The organism is Prolixibacter sp. NT017, assembly GCF_009617875.1.
Taxonomy (GTDB): Bacteria; Bacteroidota; Bacteroidia; order Bacteroidales; family Prolixibacteraceae; genus Prolixibacter.
In genome coordinates this window covers 4,544,843-4,563,066 of record NZ_BLAV01000001.1, presented here as the reverse complement: position 1 = coordinate 4,563,066, position 18,224 = coordinate 4,544,843, and the positions used below count along the sequence as shown (strand labels likewise).

18 protein-coding genes and 1 tRNA gene are annotated in these 18,224 nt (G+C 46.0%); 15 read left to right on the top strand and 4 right to left on the bottom strand.

Features of this window, described 5'->3' with window-relative positions; translation table 11 throughout:
• Positions 1 to 19: 19 nt before the first annotated feature.
• Entirely contained in the window at positions 20 to 511 is a 492-nt protein-coding gene (locus tag GJU87_RS18980) for a DUF3859 domain-containing protein (RefSeq protein ID WP_228492055.1), read from the bottom strand.
• Between GJU87_RS18980 and GJU87_RS18975 the strand changes: the two genes are divergently transcribed.
• Positions 510 to 2,138 carry an amidohydrolase gene (locus tag GJU87_RS18975; protein WP_153640913.1) on the top strand — a complete coding sequence of 543 codons (1,629 nt, stop codon included), beginning with the start codon at positions 510 to 512 and terminating at the stop codon, positions 2,136 to 2,138. The two genes, GJU87_RS18980 and GJU87_RS18975, sit on opposite strands and share 2 nt — an antisense overlap.
• 1 nt (position 2,139) lies before the next feature.
• Here the strand turns inward: GJU87_RS18975 and pdxH are convergent, their stop codons facing one another.
• The gene (pdxH, locus tag GJU87_RS18970) at positions 2,140 to 2,775 is read right to left on the bottom strand and encodes a pyridoxamine 5'-phosphate oxidase (RefSeq protein WP_153640912.1); all 636 of its coding nucleotides are present in this window, start codon (positions 2,773 to 2,775) and stop codon (positions 2,140 to 2,142) included.
• 257 nt (positions 2,776 to 3,032) lie between these two features.
• On the opposite strand from pdxH, the gene GJU87_RS18965 reads away from it, so the two are divergent.
• From GJU87_RS18965 to GJU87_RS18935, 7 genes are all read left to right on the top strand, one after another.
• Positions 3,033 to 3,926 carry a hypothetical protein gene (locus GJU87_RS18965; protein ID WP_106541123.1) on the top strand — a complete coding sequence of 298 codons (894 nt, stop codon included), beginning with the start codon at positions 3,033 to 3,035 and terminating at the stop codon, positions 3,924 to 3,926.
• Between the two features lie 36 nt (positions 3,927 to 3,962).
• On the top strand, positions 3,963 to 4,697 hold the full coding sequence (locus GJU87_RS18960; RefSeq protein WP_153640911.1) for a methyltransferase domain-containing protein: 735 nt from the start codon (positions 3,963 to 3,965) through the stop codon (positions 4,695 to 4,697).
• Between the two features lie 147 nt (positions 4,698 to 4,844).
• Positions 4,845 to 5,297 (top strand): DUF3192 domain-containing protein, encoded by a 453-nt coding sequence (locus GJU87_RS18955; RefSeq protein ID WP_153640910.1) that lies wholly within the window; start codon positions 4,845 to 4,847, stop codon positions 5,295 to 5,297.
• Positions 5,298 to 5,445: 148 nt separating this feature from the next.
• A complete protein-coding gene (locus tag GJU87_RS18950) occupies positions 5,446 to 6,618 on the top strand; it encodes a Gfo/Idh/MocA family protein (protein ID WP_153640909.1) in 1,173 nt (390 codons plus the stop codon).
• A 13-nt stretch (positions 6,619 to 6,631) separates the two neighbouring features.
• Positions 6,632 to 7,627 (top strand): sugar phosphate isomerase/epimerase, encoded by a 996-nt coding sequence (locus GJU87_RS18945; protein WP_153640908.1) that lies wholly within the window; start codon positions 6,632 to 6,634, stop codon positions 7,625 to 7,627.
• Positions 7,628 to 7,887: 260 nt separating this feature from the next.
• Entirely contained in the window at positions 7,888 to 10,464 is a 2,577-nt protein-coding gene (locus tag GJU87_RS18940; protein WP_228492054.1) for a glycoside hydrolase family 2 protein, read from the top strand.
• Positions 10,465 to 10,762: 298 nt separating this feature from the next.
• A complete protein-coding gene (locus GJU87_RS18935) occupies positions 10,763 to 11,224 on the top strand; it encodes a DoxX family protein (protein ID WP_153640907.1) in 462 nt (153 codons plus the stop codon).
• 164 nt (positions 11,225 to 11,388) lie between these two features.
• On the opposite strand, the gene tsaA is transcribed toward GJU87_RS18935, so the two are convergent.
• Complete coding sequence (tsaA, locus tag GJU87_RS18930; protein ID WP_153640906.1) at positions 11,389 to 11,871, bottom strand: tRNA (N6-threonylcarbamoyladenosine(37)-N6)-methyltransferase TrmO; 483 nt, start codon at positions 11,869 to 11,871, stop codon at positions 11,389 to 11,391.
• A gap of 365 nt (positions 11,872 to 12,236) precedes the next feature.
• Between tsaA and GJU87_RS18925 the strand changes: the two genes are divergently transcribed.
• On the top strand, positions 12,237 to 13,262 hold the full coding sequence (locus GJU87_RS18925; protein ID WP_153640905.1) for a 2-hydroxyacid dehydrogenase: 1,026 nt from the start codon (positions 12,237 to 12,239) through the stop codon (positions 13,260 to 13,262).
• Here GJU87_RS18925 and GJU87_RS18920 read toward each other — a convergent pair.
• Positions 13,259 to 14,194, bottom strand: a complete 936-nt coding sequence (locus GJU87_RS18920; protein ID WP_153640904.1) for a LuxR C-terminal-related transcriptional regulator — start codon at positions 14,192 to 14,194, stop codon at positions 13,259 to 13,261. The two genes, GJU87_RS18925 and GJU87_RS18920, sit on opposite strands and share 4 nt — an antisense overlap.
• 171 nt (positions 14,195 to 14,365) lie before the next feature.
• Here GJU87_RS18920 and GJU87_RS18915 point away from each other — a divergent pair, with 171 nt between their 5' ends.
• The 6 genes from GJU87_RS18915 to GJU87_RS18890 all read left to right on the top strand — a co-directional run bounded on the left by GJU87_RS18915 (position 14,366) and on the right by GJU87_RS18890 (position 18,160).
• Entirely contained in the window at positions 14,366 to 14,581 is a 216-nt protein-coding gene (locus tag GJU87_RS18915) for a hypothetical protein (protein ID WP_153640903.1), read from the top strand.
• Positions 14,582 to 14,684: 103 nt separating this feature from the next.
• Complete coding sequence (locus GJU87_RS18910; protein ID WP_153640902.1) at positions 14,685 to 15,356, top strand: hypothetical protein; 672 nt, start codon at positions 14,685 to 14,687, stop codon at positions 15,354 to 15,356.
• Positions 15,357 to 15,520: 164 nt separating this feature from the next.
• Positions 15,521 to 16,624, top strand: coding sequence for an S-methyl-5-thioribose-1-phosphate isomerase (gene mtnA / locus GJU87_RS18905; RefSeq protein ID WP_153640901.1), 1,104 nt, complete (start codon positions 15,521 to 15,523; stop codon positions 16,622 to 16,624).
• Positions 16,625 to 16,631: 7 nt separating this feature from the next.
• The gene (locus GJU87_RS18900; protein ID WP_153640900.1) at positions 16,632 to 17,231 is read left to right on the top strand and encodes a class II aldolase/adducin family protein; all 600 of its coding nucleotides are present in this window, start codon (positions 16,632 to 16,634) and stop codon (positions 17,229 to 17,231) included.
• 36 nt (positions 17,232 to 17,267) lie between these two features.
• Complete coding sequence (gene mtnP / locus GJU87_RS18895; protein WP_153640899.1) at positions 17,268 to 18,014, top strand: S-methyl-5'-thioadenosine phosphorylase; 747 nt, start codon at positions 17,268 to 17,270, stop codon at positions 18,012 to 18,014.
• A gap of 72 nt (positions 18,015 to 18,086) precedes the next feature.
• Positions 18,087 to 18,160, top strand: a tRNA-Ile gene (locus GJU87_RS18890).
• Positions 18,161 to 18,224: the final 64 nt, after the last annotated feature.

Below are 18,224 nucleotides of genomic sequence, written 5' to 3'. Positions count from 1 at the left end.
CAAGAGGCTGGTTCCTTTTTTATTTGGCAACCAGGCGCAATGTTTTTTGGGCAACAATTTTTCCATCCAGCCAGGTGGTCATGGTCCAGTTGCCCAACTTATCTTCGAGAGGTTCCCAGATGCAGTCGCCCAGGAAAAATTCGTAATCGTTGCTTCGAATGTATTGTTCCCCGGTAAATGGCGGCGCTACTTCCCCTTCCTTATCGGGAAACGAAGGATGGTCGATACGGAAATCCAGTTTCTTACCTTTTCCATGCCGTATTTTCAACACATAGCCAAACTCGGTTCCGATTTCCGCGCCAACCGTTTCCGTAATCGCCACCAACCTCGGAATCGATTTGCTTTGCCTGTCCCATTCGGCATATTCACCGTAACTGTAAAGTTCGATTTCTACTTTGCGTTTCGCCATCCGGTCTGTTTTCTGCAAAAATAAACAACCATCCACTTTTTCGAAAATCAGGAGCCGGATGAAATTCGTTATCTTAGCGAGAACCAAACACTTTCCTGACATGATTAAATATGCACTCGTTATGATAGCTTCCACCATTTTGTTCACCATGCCGGCTCAGGGACAGAAGGCCGACCTCATCATTAAAAACGCCAAAATATATACCGTCGATCCGGAATTTTCAGCGGCCGAAGCATTGGCGGTAAAAGACGGTCTATTTATCGGCGTTGGTTCCGACGAAGAGATATTAAAAAAATTTACCAGTGACCAAATCATCGATGCTGGCGGAAAAACCATCTATCCCGGTTTCATCGATGCACACTGCCACTTTTTGATGTACGGTCAAACGTTGCAGAAAGCCAATTTGCGGGACACGAAATCATTCGAAGAAATACTCGAAATTCTAAAGAGACACCACCGGGAAAATCCGGAAGGCTGGCTGGAAGGAACAGGCTGGGATCACAACGACTGGCCGGTGAAAGAATTTCCGGATAACCGAAAACTGAATGAGCTTTTTCCCGATGTACCGGTTGTTCTCACACGTATCGACGGACACGCCGTGCTGGCCAACAAAGCGGCGATTCAAGCTTCAGGCATTCGGGCAAATGATTTTGAGGAAAGTGAAATTATCCGTGAAAACGGAAAGATGACCGGCATTTTTTTGGAAAATGCCGCCGATGCACTTAAGAAAGCGATTCCTCCGGTTTCCCGGAAAGGAAAAGAAACAGCGCTGATGAAGGCTCAACGCAATTGCTTCGCTGTTGGCCTCACCTCGGTACACGATGCGGGCCTCCCGCATGATGATATTGCCTTAATCGATTCACTCCAGGAGAAAGGCGATTTGAAAATGCGCATTTACAGCATGATGTCTCCTGACGAGAAAAACATGGCACAACTGGCCAAAGGACCTATCGTCAAGCCCCGGTTGCATGTGGCATCCATCAAGCTTTATGCCGACGGCGCTCTTGGCTCGAGAGGAGCGAAACTGTTAGCGCCTTATTCCGATGCTCCAGAAACGTCAGGGATTTTTGTGAATGAAAAAGATTATCTGACAAGCATCTGCCGGAAGGCTTACGAGGCCGGATTCCAAATCAACACCCACTGCATCGGCGATGCTGCTGTGAAACGCATGCTCGATATTTACCAGGAAATTCTCGGCGGACCGAACGACCGTCGCTGGCGGATCGAACACGCCCAAATTGTGGCACCGGAAGATTTCGCCCGCTTTCGCGAATACAGTGTAATCCCATCCGTGCAAACCACACATTGCACCAGCGATATGTACTGGGCCGGTGACAGAATAGGGGAACGAATCAAGTATGCTTATGCTTATAAACAATTGCTGGATGAGAATGGCTGGCTGCCCAACGGTAGTGATTTTCCGATTGAAGAGATCAATCCGATTCTGGGTTTCTATGCCGGAGTGGTCCGAAAAGATCCCGCTGGTTGGCCTCCGGAACGTTTCCAGCCCGAGAATGCGATCAGTAGAAAAGAAGCGTTACGAGCCATGACCATTTGGGCGGCCAAAGCGGCTTTCGAAGAAAAAGAAAAAGGTTCTATCGAGCCGGGAAAACTGGCCGATTTCGTGATGCTCGACACCGACCTGATGGAAGCCAAAGAAGATCAACTTGTCGATTCGAAAGTGCTGATGACCGTTTCCAACGGAGAAGTGGTGTACCGGAAGGAATAAATCAGGGAGCCAGGCGAACCAATTTCCAGCTCTCTCCGTCACGGCTGTATAAAACACGATCGTGAAGACGGTTGGCCCTTCCCTGCCAGAACTCAATTTTGTCGGGAAGCAACCGGTAACCACCCCAGAAATCGGGCCGTTGGATAGCTTCATCGCCAAGCTCTTCCTGCTTCTTTTTCCACAGTTCTTCAAGTGAAGAGCGGTCCTTCACTTCTTTACTCTGGGGAGAAATGGCCGCACTCAATTGGCTTTCGGCAGGACGCGACGCAAAATAGGAATCCGATAACTCCGGACTGGCTTTTACCACATGCCCTTCTACCCGGACCTGGCGTTCCAGTTCGGGCCAGAAGAAGAGAAGTGCTGCCTGGTCGTTCGCTTCCAGTTCTGTTCCTTTTCTGCTTTCGTAATTTGTGAAAAAGAAGAAACCATCGTGGCTGAAATATTTCAACAGAACAATCCGCGCCGACGGTTTTCCTTCTGCGGAAGCGGTAGCCAATGTCATAGCAGTGGGGTCGGAAGTTTTGGCGTCGAGCGCCTCATTCATCCATATCTCGAATTGTCGGATCGGGTCGTTATTTACTTCTTTAGGATCGAGCTGTTTTAACTGATACTCTCTTCGTACCTCGGATAGATTCATTACGACTGTTTCGGTTTATCATCATTTGTCAAAATAACCGGAAAAACAATTCTGTAAAAGTTTTCCGGCTACGGTATCGTGAGTCTTAAAACAATGCTTCAACATATTTTGTTGTCCAATATCGGAATATCATCCCCTAAAAAGCAGAACATTTTTTGCGATTCTACCCCCCACCAAAGACGTTTGATCAGGACTAAAATAATATTACTTTTGTACGTACTCTAATTGGGTTGAAACCTTTGCAATACAGGGAAAACATGGCAAATCAGGAAAATAAATCATCAGCCGACAAACGGAACAACATTATTGTTATCGTTTTGGCTGTTTTGTTAGTTGTTGTCGGAGTCCTCTTCTTCTTTCAACGGAGGAATAACCAACAGATGGTGCAACAACTAAATGTGGAGAAAGATTCAATTCAAGCTGAGCTTTCCAGGATGGTAGTCTCCTATGACTCACTGCATACCGAAAATGACACACTAAGCACGCACATCGATATGGCCCGTACACGCGTTCAGAATCTGCTAACGGAAATAGAACAACTGAAAAAAGCCAGTTATTCGCAGATTTCCAACTACCGTGATGAGGTAAACACATTGCGGGGGATTATGCGGAATTACATCGTTCAGATTGATTCGCTCAACACGCGGAACAAAATCCTGATGGCCGAAAACAAACAGGTGAAGCAACAGTATACCGAGGTGCAAACCCAAAACAAACAGCTGGAAGAGCAAAAGAAAAAGCTGCAACAAAAGGTTTCCCTCGCAGCTCAGCTCGATGCATTGAACCTCACCGCGACAGGCATCAACCGGAAAGGAAATGACACACCCAAGTCGAGAAAAATCGAAAAAATAAAAGTGAGTTTCACGCTCAGCAAAAACGTAACCGCCAAGCGTGGCTCCAAGAATATTTACGTCCGCATTCAGCGCCCCGATCAGCTACTGTTGGTCAAATCGAAGGACAATGTTTTCAAATTCGAAGACTTGAAAATTCCTTATTCTGCTATGCGTACCGTGGAATACGAGGGCGCCCAGCTTCCTGTGAATATTTACTGGGACAATACCGATGAACCGCAGCTGATGGACGGTACCTACACCGTTGATGTGTTTGCTGACGGTTTCAATATCGGAACCACCACCTTCGAAGTGAAATAATCGTAATTGAAATACCGAAAGCCGGAGCAGTAGTCCATGTATCATCTTCCCGAACTGAAAAAACAGCTAAAAAACCGCAACGCCGGGCACCTGCTCGACGTCGCCACAGGTGAAGGTGACTTTCTGGCTTTCCTGTTGGATGCATTTGCCTTGTATGAATCGGGTACGGGATTGGATATGAATCCCGCCAATCTGAAAGTGGCCGGAGAAAAGCTTTCGCAAGCCACAATTACACTGGTGGAAGGAAATGCCGAACAACTGGACTTTGAAGATGAGTATTTCGACACGGTTAGCATTTCAAACTCGCTGCACCATTTCCCAAATCCCCGAAAGGCACTAAAGGAGATGACCCGGGTACTCGCTCCCGGAGGATTGTTGCTGATTAGCGAGTTGATATGCGAAGATTTAACACCTGCGCAAGAGGCACACCTCGCTTATCATCACCTAAAAGCCGACATGGATATGACCGCCGGACATTTCCACCGCCATACCTTTACGCAGGATGAAGTGGTGAATCTGGTGGAAGATCTCCCGATGGTCGTCGACAAAGTTTTTCTGTCGTTCGACAAAAAACCGATGTTGAACTCCAGCGAGCGGATGTGGCGCTTTTTCCGGATGCTCGACGAACGGGTAAGTGAATTTACCGGTCACGACCGGGGTAAAGAGTTCGAAGAAAGGGCCGAAGCAGTTAAAGAAAGTATTTCCACACACGGTTTTATCCGTCCTCCCCAGGTATGTATCATGGGATTGAAGAGCGGTTTCGGACGTTAATCATTTCCATCGCTTTCTACTCCAATTATCAAAATCACATCAAATAATATCACTGGCTATAACATTATTTTTCCCTTTGGATAGCCATGATTACAGCCTTTTTTGTTATTTTCGATAATAATTGATATTCAACCTGAACCCACTGCAATGAAAAAGTTATTGCTATTTAGCCTGACCGGATTTATGTTCATTATAACCTCCTGCGTATCGCCGGGAAAAATCCGTACGACCAACAAAAACAACATGTTGCAAATTGAACCGGGGATGTCAAAATCCGACGTTATCAGCATCATGGGTGGTGTAGAAACCAAGCCCGATGAGTTTGGTAAACTACAGGTTAATCCGTACCACTACGAAATGTTCAAGGCAAATTCTGACGATACGGTAGAGGTTCTGTGGTATTATACCGACCAGGTATACGCCGATGGAATCGTCAATCAGGCCGAGCTGACCCCCATCGTTTTGGATAATAATAAAGTGGTAGCCATTGGCTGGAAATTTTACCAGGATTTCTTCAAACGGAAAAAGCTATCTGCCGAAAAACGCGATGCCGAACCAGTTGGCGGGCAGGCAACGACGGATAATTCAGAAGCCAAATAACGAAAAAGAACATCATCAGATATGTCGAAGAAGAGTCAAGCAGTTGGCTCTTCTTTTTTTGCATCCTGTTTTCGTCTCTTCCTTTCACGTTAGTTTTCGTATATTTAAACCCAACCAGCCTAACTATCAAACAATTTAAACCTGACGAATGAAACGAAAACTACGCATGGGCATGGTCGGTGGAGGCGAAGGAGCTTTTATCGGGGCTATTCACCGCATCGCAGCTCAAATGGACGGACAAATGGAACTGGTTTGCGGCTGCTTCAGTTCCAATCCCAATGTCTCTTTACGCTCCGGACGTTCTCTTTTTCTTTCTGATAGCCGAATTTATGATTCCTACAAGGAAATGTTTGAGGCAGAATCACGGTTGCCGGAAAACGAAAGAATGGACCTCGTATCCATCGTAGCTCCCAATCACCTCCATTTTGAACCAGCCATGATGGCGCTTGAGCATGGCTTTCACGTGGTACTCGACAAACCAATTACCTATAACCTGAAAGAGGCGCTTTTGCTCAAGCAGAAAGTGGAAAAAACCGGATTGATTCTCGCACTGACCCACACCTATTCGGGATACCCGGCCGTAAAAGAAGCCAGGAAAAGAGTTTCCGATGGCGATTTCGGGAAAATCCGGAAAATCTATGTGGAATATCCGCAGGGATGGCTCTCCGAAAAAGTTGAAAACTCAGGAAATAGTCAAGCGTCGTGGCGGGTCGACCCCAAACGATCGGGGAAAGCAGGTTGTATGGGCGATATCGGGACACATGCCCTGCAATTAGCTGAGTATATTTCCGGCCTGAAAACAACCCAATTATGTGCTGAACTCGACACGTTTGTAGATGGCCGGCAACTTGACGATGATGGTGCAGCCTTGCTTCGTTTTAATAACGGTGCCAGCGGTGTATTAATGGCTTCGCAAATTGCAGCAGGGGAAGAAAACGCTCTCAAAATACGGGTTTATGGTGAAAGAGGTGGACTGGAATGGTCACAACAGGAACCCAATACCTTGATTTTAAAATGGAACGACTATCCCTCTGAAATCGTCCGGACCGGACTGGGTTATATGAGCGGTATCGCCGCGCATAACACCCGCACTCCCGGAGGACATCCCGAAGGTTATCTAGAGGCTTTTGCCAACATCTACCGCAACGTTGCACTTACCATCGGCGCACGGTTGGAAGATCAGGAACCACAGCCGGAATGGCTCGATTTTCCCGATGTCAACGATGGCATCCGTGGCATGCAGTTCATCGATACAATCGTAAAGGCCGGGTATGATGAAGAAACCAAATGGGTGAAATTTCCAGACGAACCAAACAAATAACTAAACCATTCTTATGAAACGACCTGTCACACTTTTTACCGGGCAGTGGGCCGACCTGCCTTTTGAAACCATGTTGAAAAAAGCCAGAGCATTTGGGTACGATGGTGTGGAACTGGGCTGCTGGGGCGACCATATGGAAATCGACAAAGCAGATCAGGCCTATTGCGACGCGAAACGAAAGGTATTAAAAAAACATCAGTTAAAATTATTCACCATCTCCACACACTTGGTCGGGCAAGCTGTTTGCGACCGTCCAGACCAACGCCACAAAGCCATTTTACCCGATTATATTTGGGGTGACGGGGATCCGGAAGGCGTTCGTCAGAGGGCTGCGGAAGAAATCATTCAAACCGGGAGAGCAGCCAAACGACTGGGTATCGATACTGTGGTGGGATTTACCGGAAGCTCTATCTGGCATTTGCTCTACTCTTTTCCAGCCGTTTCCGAGGAGATGATTGCAGAAGGATACGAAGATTTCAGAAAACGATGGAAACCGATTCTGGATGAGTATCAGAAACTGGGTGTGAAATATGCGTTGGAAGTTCACCCAACGGAAATAGCTTTTGACATCGAGACCGCCAAACGAGCCCTGGATGCAGTTGATTATCATCCGGCATTTGGTTTCAATTACGACCCCAGTCATCTAGGCTACCAAGGGGTCGACTACGTCAAATTCATTTACGAATTCAGTGATCGTATTTTTCATGTGCATATGAAAGATGTAACATGGAATGACGTCCCCGGAACTTCCGGTGTATTTGGCGGACATTTGCCTTTCGGCGATAACCGGCGATTCTGGAACTTCCGCAGTGTTGGCCGCGGCCGTATCGATTTTGAACGCATCATCCGTGCGCTAAATGATATCGGTTATACCGGGCCGCTTTCGGTAGAATGGGAAGACAGCGGCATGGATCGCGAAATGGGAGCAATGGAATCATGTGAATTTTGTAAACGGATTGACTTCTCACCCAGCGGCCAGGCTTTCGATTCAGTCATGAAAAATGACTAATCATTAGCAGCATTAAAAATTCCGGAGAAGCAGGCAGAAGTGTTTTATGACGCTTAATCCCGTTATTCAGAAAGAGTAAAACAGGCTTTCTGACTTCATGTTAAAACATAATTTATATCTTGGGGCTGCTCGCAATATGAAAGCTTAATTATACATAATAACTCCGAACAACTAACCGTTATTGGGAATAGAAGATCTGGCTGACCATTTTCAGTAATGGCAACATGTAAAACGAAGAACCAATTACCAAACAGAAGTACATGAACAAACTTAAAGCATTGGCATTGATGGGACTTATAGCGCTGATGGGCTGCAACAGTGCATCTCACCAGGCCATTAAAGTGGAACTAAAAGACGGCTGGCAGTTCAGTCAAGCTGATAAAAATGATTGGTTGCCGGCAAATGTACCAGGTTGTGTCCATACCGACCTGATGAAAAACGGAAAAATAGAAGATCCGTTCTATCGGTTAAACGAGCATGATGTGCAGTGGATTGATAAAGTTAACTGGGAATACAAAACGACTTTCCAGGTAACACCCTCCATGATGCGTCATGACAGGATTGCACTCGACTTTAAAGGTTTAGATACTTATGCCGACGTATTTGTCAATGATGAACAAGTACTTTCGGCCGACAATATGTTCCGCGAGTGGCAGGTCGATGTGAAGGACGCAGTGAAAAAAGGGCAGAACAATCTGCGCATTGTCTTCCGTTCACCAATTAAAGAAGGCATCAAAAAATACGACGCCAACGGTTACGTCATTCCTGTTTCGGACAACGACCTGGCAGAAATGGGAAAAGTTCCCGGCGACAAAAAAGTTTCGGTTTACACCCGTAAAGCGGGATACGATTTTGGCTGGGACTGGGGCCCCCGATTGGTTTCCAGCGGTATTTGGCGTCCGGTGTACCTGAAAGCCTGGGATTCGGACAGGATTGCAGATCTGCACATTGTTCAGGACAGCGTTTCCAAAGCACAGGCAGAAATGACCGCCGTGTTCGAAATCGATGCAGAGAAAAATGGTCCGGCACAACTGACCGTCAGCAATGATGGTAAGGTTCTGGCAACGGCCAATGTCAACCTGCAAAAGGGAACCCAAACCTATCCGGTTAAATTCTCCATCCAAAATCCCAAACTCTGGTGGACTAACGGGCTCGGCCCGCAGAATATGTATACCATCAACGGTGAGGTAAAAAACGATGTGACTACAGCTACCCGTTCAGTACGCATCGGTATCCGGACACTCAAATTGGTTCGTAAGAAAGACGATAAAGGCCGCACCTTCTACTTCGAATTGAATGGCGTGCCTGTCTTTATGAAGGGTGCGAATTATATTCCTAACGATATTTTCCCGTCAAGGGTAACCGATGCCAATTATAAGAAGGTCATTGAAACGGCTAAAGAATCGAACTTCAACATGCTGCGTGTTTGGGGCGGCGGTATTTACGAGAACAACATCTTCTACAATCTTTGTGATGAAGCTGGTATTCTGGTTTGGCAGGATTTCATGTTTGCCTGTGCCATGTACCCGGGCGACAAGGCTTTCCTGGACAATGTAAAACAGGAAGCTATCGACAACGTGAAGCGATTGCGTAACCATCCGTCCATCGCTTTATGGTGTGGAAATAACGAATGTTTGGTTGCCTGGAAACAGTGGGGCTGGCAACAGAAGGAAGAAGCAAAAAGCAAGGCAAATGCCGACTCGATTTGGAAATCATACACCTCCATTTTCCATGATATTCTGCCGTCGGTTGTAAAGGAATACGATCCATCACGTTCCTACTGGAGCTCAAGCCCATCATCGGGTCCCGGAGTTGTTCCTGACCTGGTGAGTGGCGACGATCATTACTGGGGCGTTTGGTGGGGAAAAGAACCATTTAGCAGCTACGATACACACCTGGCCCGTTTTATGAGTGAATACGGCTTCCAGAGTTTCCCGGAACTGAAAACGGTTAAACAATACGCCGAACCAAAGGATTTCAACATCTATTCCGATGTGATGAAATCGCATCAGCGCTCTTCCATTGGCAACGGAACCATTGTGGAGTACATGGATCGTCACTACAAGAAACCGAAAGATTTTGAGTCGTTCCTGTATGTCGGCCAGGTATTGCAGGCAGAAGGTGTGAAAGAGGCCATGGAAGCACACCGCCGGGCCATGCCTTATGTGATGGGATCGCTTTACTGGCAGCTCAACGATTGCTGGCCGGTAGCATCATGGTCGAGTACCGATTACTACCAACGCTGGAAAGCACTGCAGTATTTCGCAAAAAAGGCATTTTCTCCGGTGCTTATTTCGCCCATCGAAACGAGAAAGTTCATCAAAGTGTATGTAGTGAGCGACCGGTTGAAAGCTTTCGAAGGGCAGATTCACTTACAAATTGTCGATTTCGATGGAAATGTTTTGTGGCAAAAAGATGTCGAAACTACTATCAAACCCAACGCTTCCGAATCGTATGTCGATTTCCGGAGAGACAATGTTTTGAAGCCCATCGACACGCACCATTCGTTGTTGGTTTGCACAGTTTCAGAAAACGGCAAAACGCTTTCAACAAATAATTTATATTTCCACGACATCAAATATTTGCCCCTGCCGAAAGCACACGTCAAAGCGGAACTGTTTGAGTTGCCCAATGGTTACAGCATCACGCTTTCGACCGATAAGCTGGCCAAAAATGTTTATCTGAGCGCAGACACCGATGCCGACCTGTTCTTTACCGACAACTACTTCGATTTGCTGCCGAACGAGAAGGTAACCATCGAATGTTATACCAACGGAAAAAGTGTTACGAACCTGGCTGATAAGCTAAAAATCCAGACACTTGCCGATACATATTGATAACGGGATATTATTTCAACATAAAACAAAGGCTGCTTCTTTTCAGAGGCAGCCTTTCCTTTTGCCAATTTATTGTATTCTGAATCGCAGTAGCGCTTGCTGAAAATAACTCTAATGGAACTTACCAGAGGCATAAGCGTATACACCCCAAAAAAAGTCTCAGTATTCTATTTATTCTCTTCTATGGGAGACGTTACTAAAATATTCACGTTCAACGAAAGTAGAAGACTCGTTGAAATTCCCCAGTGACCTTAATGGTAGTGTTTTTGAAATCCAGGTATCATTTAAACTATAGACAATGAAATTAAAAAATCTGCTTATTACCGACACTTCAAACGTTCTGGCACTGATCGCCAGGTTGGCCCTGGCTATCGTGATTTTCCCGCATGGAGCACAAAAACTATTGGGCTGGTTCGGAGGAGGTGGTTTTGAAGGAACCATGGGTTTTTTAACAGGTACAATTGGTTTGCCTTATGTAATTGGCCTATTGGTCATCATCATCGAATTTTTGGGTTCGCTGTTTGTTTTCTTTGGATTCCTGACAAGAGTAGCAGCCTTTGGAATCATAGCAAACTTTATAGGAGTTGTACTAAGTGTCCATATCCATGCCGGCTTTTTTATGAACTGGTACGGACAAGCCAACAAGACCGAGGGTCTGGAATACTTTATTCTGCTATTCGGACTGGCAATCATCGTGCTGATAGCTGGCGGAGGCAAAGCCAGTATTGATGGACAATTACCGATAAATTCCAGGAGATAGCGACTTCAACCATCGAATATCGTTGGAAATCTTGAATTTGATTATCGGGCCTTAGTATCGAACGACAGTTCCCGATACGACAAATTCAGAACAGTCCCAAAGAAATAGATTTAGTATTGCCAGGGGTGAATAATTATGTATTCGCTCTCTGGCAATATTCATAATTACTTATCAAACCGGTCATCCGATTGAATATCCTTCATCCGGTTCTCCTTATCCTCGACCCAGCCCCATCTTTCTACCTGATGATCATCAAACTGCGGGATGTATGGCTTAATATCCAGTAGCGGAGTGCCATCCAGCATGTCCACATTTTCCACTTCCAGAATATTCTTATCAACATGCAGCAGCTTAACGACTGACATGCCGATGGCATTCGGCCTCTTCGGAGCTCTTGTAGCAAAAACACCATGCTTGTTATCGTCCAGAAACGGCTTTACCTGCAACTCGAAACCGTTCGATTCATGAAAGTAATACACAAGGAAAATGTGGGAAAAACCGTCCAAATCGAGCAAGCCGGGAACAAATTTCTCTTTCAATTCAATCCGCCCCTTAATCCCTTTCGCTAAACGCGACTGAATGGGCATTCCTTCTTTGCTTCTAAAAGGAGTGAAAATGGTTCCTATGGGTTGAAGTGCTATCGACATAAGTCCGTAAATTTTCAAAGTTTTCCCTTCATCGGGCAATTTTCAAGGTAAGAAAATCGGGTGTAAATACCGCATCACATCCAATAGGTATCCAGACTCTGAATGAGCAAGCGCCAGTAGTTGCCAACATCGGGGATATCAGATGAGGTTCCGCCAGAATTTTATGACACCAAACAGATTCCAGTTTCCTTCATCCCGAATTTTAGGACGCCAAACGGATTCCAGTTTCCCTCATAAAAGTTTCATGAAAGACAACCCGGTTTCATATTCGTCTGTCAAGGTTCTGTTGAACCATAAAGGCGAAACGAACCTTTACTTACCATAAGCTGTTTAACAAACACATTTCGTAACCATAAAGCCATGTCATGACCGAAGAGAAGAAACAGCCACTGATCGCCCTTTTCGATACGAAACCCTACGACAAGGAAGTATTCGATCAACTGAACAGCGAATACGGCTACAAAATAAAGTACTTCCAGTACCACATTACCCCCGACAACTGCATTTTGGCAAAAGATGCCGATGTGGTCGTTGTGTTTGTCAACGACATTATTTCAAAAGAAGTGATTGACCAGTTGACAGGATTCGGCGTAAAGCTGATTGCCCTACGTTGCTCGGGCTTCAACAACGTCGATTTGAAATACGCCAAAGGGAAGATTCCGATTGTGCGTGTCCCGGCTTATTCACCCAACGCCATTGCCGAGCACACCGTCGCGCTGATGATGACGCTGAACCGGAAAATTCACCGCGCCTATTTCCGTACCCGCGATTCCAACTTCACCCTCAACGGCCTGATGGGATTTACCATGCAGGGAAAAACCGCCGGGGTCATTGGGACTGGAAAAATCGGGAGAGCACTGGTGAAAATCCTGCGTGGCTTCGATATGGAAGTGCTCGCCTACGACCCGTTTCCTGATAAGGAATACGCGAAAAAGGAAGGATTCCGCTACGTCGACCTGGACTCGCTGATGCAAATGTCAGACATTATCTCGCTCAACTGTCCGCTGACGCGGGCAACCAAATGGCTGATTGACAAGGACGCCATCGACATGATGAAACCGGGCGTGATGATCATCAACACCGGACGTGGGAAGTTGATCAAAACTTCTGATCTGATTGATGGTTTGAAATCGGGACAGGTTGGTTCAGCCGGTTTGGATGTATACGAGGAAGAGAGCGAATATTTCTTCGAAGACCTTTCAGACCGCGTGTTGTTCGACGATACGCTGGCCCGTTTACTCACCTTCAACAATGTTATCATCACGTCGCACCAGGCTTTCTTCACCCGCGAGGCTATGTTTAACATTGCGGGAACCACGATGGGAAATATCCTGGCTTTCTTGGAAAATAACGAGCTGTTAAACGAGGTTGTATTTAACCCCCAAAGCTAGAGATCTGTTTTCTCTTTGATGAGATTCGCCAGCTGCGTGCGGTTTTTCACAAACGTCTTGAGGTAGATGCGATGCGTGTGATCTTTCACAGTTTGCAGGCTAATAAACAGCTTGTCGGCAATATTCTGGTTCGTCAGCCCTTTGCAGATTTCCAGGATTATTTCCGCTTCGCGCGGAGAAATTTCGTATTTCCGGCAGAAAGATTTAAAAGACATATTTCCCTGGCCGCTTCCTTCCGATTCCATCATCGATAAATCGGCGAAATAGGTAAGGAAAATGGGTAAAAAAGCATTCCCAAGGAAATAGAACAGGATAAACACGGCACCGATGTAGTGGTTTTCACGGTAGAACTCCAGAAAAATACCCTGAACAACGGCAACAATCACAAATCCTACTGCCACCCATAAGCGGTCGGAGAAATTCAGACTTTGCTTCTTCCCATCCATCAAAATCAGGATGGCAGCCAGCAAAAAGAAGAGTGAATTGAAGGAAATGTAGTAATACTTTAGTAGTATCCTGACCTCCATTTCGGGATAACGGTAAATCGCTCCCCCTAAAATCGCCAGACCCACCAGATTAAACAGCAGGAAAAACAGAATAAATGATCGGCGTGTGGAACGCCCCGACATTTCGACCGACGCCCGCACCAACATGTACCACGACGCAATCAAAAATGGGATTCCGATGAAGGTCATAATCCCGGTTATCCGCTCTGTCAAATCCGTTTGCACAAACGACGAGATAAACACGCGTAGCAGAACACTCCCCCATAACCCATAGAAACCAAAGGCATACGTAAATATCTGGAAGTACTGGACCGATGTGAGAAATCCTGTCTCAAAACGATTTCGCAACCGTCGCGACAACATCACACCTCCGGCAGTGAGGGCTGAGCTAAATGCAAATATGACGAGCAGCACATAAATTAGCATAACATAAAAATACACAATTTTATCGTAACGCGTTAAATAATAGTTGCCCTACTAAAGTAGTGTCGCTACCTACCAAAGTAGGAAAAAGTTCGAACACTACTTCCGTCGCTAAAATCCGGCTCCACCCCGTAGTAATTTTGGATTAGAAATTCAATCAAAAACGATTGGGCCATGAAAACAAGAACGAATACAAAATCGGGAAACCAGGTAAACAGAATATTAACCGAAGGAAAAGATTGGGTCATGAATCACCTCATATTTATACTCGTGGCTGTCGCGTTAACGATTCTGGTCGCCGCACCTCAGCAAAAACAATCGCACGAGGTACAGCATCACTCCTCACCACAGGTGGTCTCCATCCTGGTAGAAAAATGCACATTAAAGTAACGAAAACGGCAAAACACTACTTTGGTAGTTAGCCTGTAAATAAAGGGATGCATAGTTTTACATCATTATAATCATCTGTCAAATAAACGAAAAAACATACGCCATGAAAGCCATTGATTACAAACAACTGAAACCCGGATCCGGAAAAGCCTTTGGCTTCGGATGGGAGGTCATGAAGACCTATTTTCTCCACCTGTTCCTGGTGGTAATGGTCTTGTCCATTTTGGACTTTCCAATGAAAATAATGCAACACGACGGAAACATGGGATGGGCTATTTTTCTTGCGAGTATTTTTGGGCTGGCCTACTATTTCCTGTTTCTTCCGATTATTACATATGCGGCAGACTTGATGTTTATCCAGGCAGTTAGGGGTAAAAAAATCGAAGTGGACACCATTCTTGTTGGATTTAAAAACTATCTGAACATCATCCTGGCCCATCTTTTAACCTTTGCCATCGTGGGGCTTGGATTTGTAGCTCTTATCCTACCGGGAATCATTTTTGCCTGCCGTCTGGCGTTTGTATCGTACTTGGTGATGGACAAACACCTCGATCCGATTTCAGCCGTAGAAGAAAGTTGGCGAATGACTCGCGGACACGGATGGCGGATTTTCTGGATGGCCATCGTTTCTTTCTTCATCTTTCTTGCCGGTCTAATCATGTTGATTGTTGGAGTTATCCCTGCTATCATCTGGATTAACGCAGCATTCGCAAGCCTCTACCAGGCAGTACTGAACGAAACGGAAGGCATTCCGGAACCCGAACCTGCACAGTAAACGCAAAATATCAGTTAGCCAACTAAAAGCTCCGGAGCTCTCCGGGGCTTTTTCGCTTTCGCAGAATCACTTTTTCAGGAATATGACGAAGTTCCGAGGTGCTTTCACAAAGCCTTCTTACTTTTAGCCGGAGAAATTCTTTTAAAAAAGCAAAACCTGCACCAGTGAAAGTCAACAATCAGCATTCTCATACCATTTGGGTAAACGAAAAAGATGCAACCGTAATCGAAGTTATCGATCAACGTCGTTTGCCCTTTTCCTTTGAGACAATACAACTCAAAAACGAAAAAGATGCCTTTGAAGCCATCCGCAATATGACTGTCCGCGGCGCACCGCTCATTGGCGTGACGGGTGCCTATGGAATTTACCTAGCTCTTTTACATTTCGATGAAAAGATTTCCTTGCGGGAATACCTCGATGAGAAAGTCGCGTTTCTGAAAACAGCCCGACCGACGGCTGTCAATCTCGCCATTTTGATTGACGAAATGGTCGACGCGTTAAGCGATTGCAGAGAAAAGGAAACGGCGGTAAAGAAAGCTTTAAACAAAGCAGATGAGCTGAAAAACCGTGAAATATCGTGGTCGGAGCAAATTGGCGAATACGGTTGCGAGCTCATCGAAGAGATTAGCAAAAAGAAAAATGGTGCGCCCGTCAATATTCTCACCCACTGCAATGCCGGCTGGCTGGCCTGCATCGACTGGGGAACGGCCACCGCTCCTATCTACAAAGCCTTCCTGAAAGGCATCCCGGTACATGTTTGGGTCGACGAAACCCGCCCGCGCAACCAGGGAGCCCGGCTCACCGCTTGGGAACTGGGGCAGGAAGGTGTTCCACATACCGTTATTCCCGACAATACGGGAGGCCACCTCATGCAACACGGCATGGTTGACATTTGCATTGTAGGCAGCGACCGAACGACCGGCACCGGCGACGTAGCCAATAAAATTGGAACCTACCTGAAAGCACTGGCTGCAAAGGACAATCAAATACCTTTTTACGTGGCTTTGCCTTCCAGCACATTCGATTTCAACCTGAGTGACGGCGTTCAGGAGATTCCCATCGAACAACGAGGAGCAAGCGAAGTCAACGAAATGGAGGGCATTTCACCGGAAGGAGAAATACAGACCGTACGTATTATGCCGGAAGGTAGTCCGGTAGCCAATTACGGCTTCGATGTTACACCCGCCCGACTGGTCACCGGCCTCATCACCGAAAAGGGGATTTGCGAAGCCAACCGCAAAAGCATATCTTCTTTATTTCAGAAATAGTCACTGAATGTTACAGGAAGAAGGATATATCAAGTTCAACTGTCACTGGAATCAGCAAACAGTAAATTTTCCTCCAAAGGCAATAGAAGAACTGAACCGTTGGCGAACCAAACTCTATATGCAACAACTGATTGGCGTCTATCCGGACGGAATTGGATTCGGCAATATTTCCATTCGGCTAAACAAGGAGAACCAATTCATCGTTACAGGGTCGGCCACCGGACAGTTTCCGGAAACCGGTCCGGAGCATTATGCCCGGGTCGATTCGTTCAAAATACAAACCAATGAAGTTTGGTGTACCGGACAAGTCAAGGCTTCCAGCGAATCGCTATCGCATGCCATCGTTTATCAAACCTTGCCGGACGTAAATGCAGTCGTTCATATACATGATTTAAAGCAATGGGAGAAATGGAAAAACGTGCTGCCCACAACCGACGAAGCGATAGCCTACGGAACGCCTGAAATGGCCGTAGAAATCGCCCGGCTTCTATCTATTCCGGGTAACCGGGAAAAAGGTATACTCATTATGGGAGGTCACCGGGAAGGAATTCTGACATTTGGAAAATCACTGGACGAGGCTTGTGGAATTCTCCTTACTCTTGAATAACTTTATGAAACTGAAATAAAAAACGGAAGCAAACAGATGAAGTACATTGCCATAATTGGTGGTTCAGGACTCGAAAATCCTGATATTTTGGAAGACTCGAAACGAATTGATGTGGAAACGCCTTACGGTGAACCTAGTTCAGATTTTCTCACTGGGAAAATTAACGGAGTCGATGTTGTTATTTTATCGCGACACGGACGCGAACATACCATCCCTCCCACCCAGGTGAATAACCGGGCCAATATATGGGCCATCAAAGAACTGGGCTGTACACACATTTTATCAACCACCGCCTGTGGCAGTTTGAGAGAAGAGATAAAAAGAGGTGAGCTAATTGTACCCGATCAATTTATCGATTTTACCCGCAGACGACCCGTTACCTTCTTCGACAAATTCAAACCCGGCAAAATGAAGCACACTCCCATGGCCGATCCGTTTGAAGAAAGTTTGCGTGCCCGGTTATTGCAAAGTGCCGGAAAACTCAACATCAAAGCGCACGACGGAGGAACGGTGATAACCATTGAGGGACCTCGTTTTTCAACCCGTGCTGAATCCCGGATGTTTCAGATGTGGGGCGCCGATATCATTAACATGTCGACCGCACCCGAAGCTATCCTGGCCAACGAATTAGGAATTCCTTATGCTACCGTTGCCATGGCAACCGATTACGATAGTTGGAAAACCGATGAAGCTCCGGTTTCCTGGGAAGAGATTCTGAAGGTATTCAATCAGAACGTTGAGAATGTCACAAGCCTTTTAACGAAAGCCATCGGGTTAATCTAAAAACATACAAAATGCTTGTGAAATACGGGACAAATCCGTAAAATTGCAATCCGAAATTCTAAGCGAATTTCCGGGCCCATAGCTCAGTTGGTTAGAGCGGATGACTCATAATCATTAGGTCGCTGGTTCAAGCCCAGCTGGGCCCACAATAAACAAGGCACTTTCAGCGATGGAAGTGCCTTGTTTATTTTCAGGTCAGCTACAACAAAT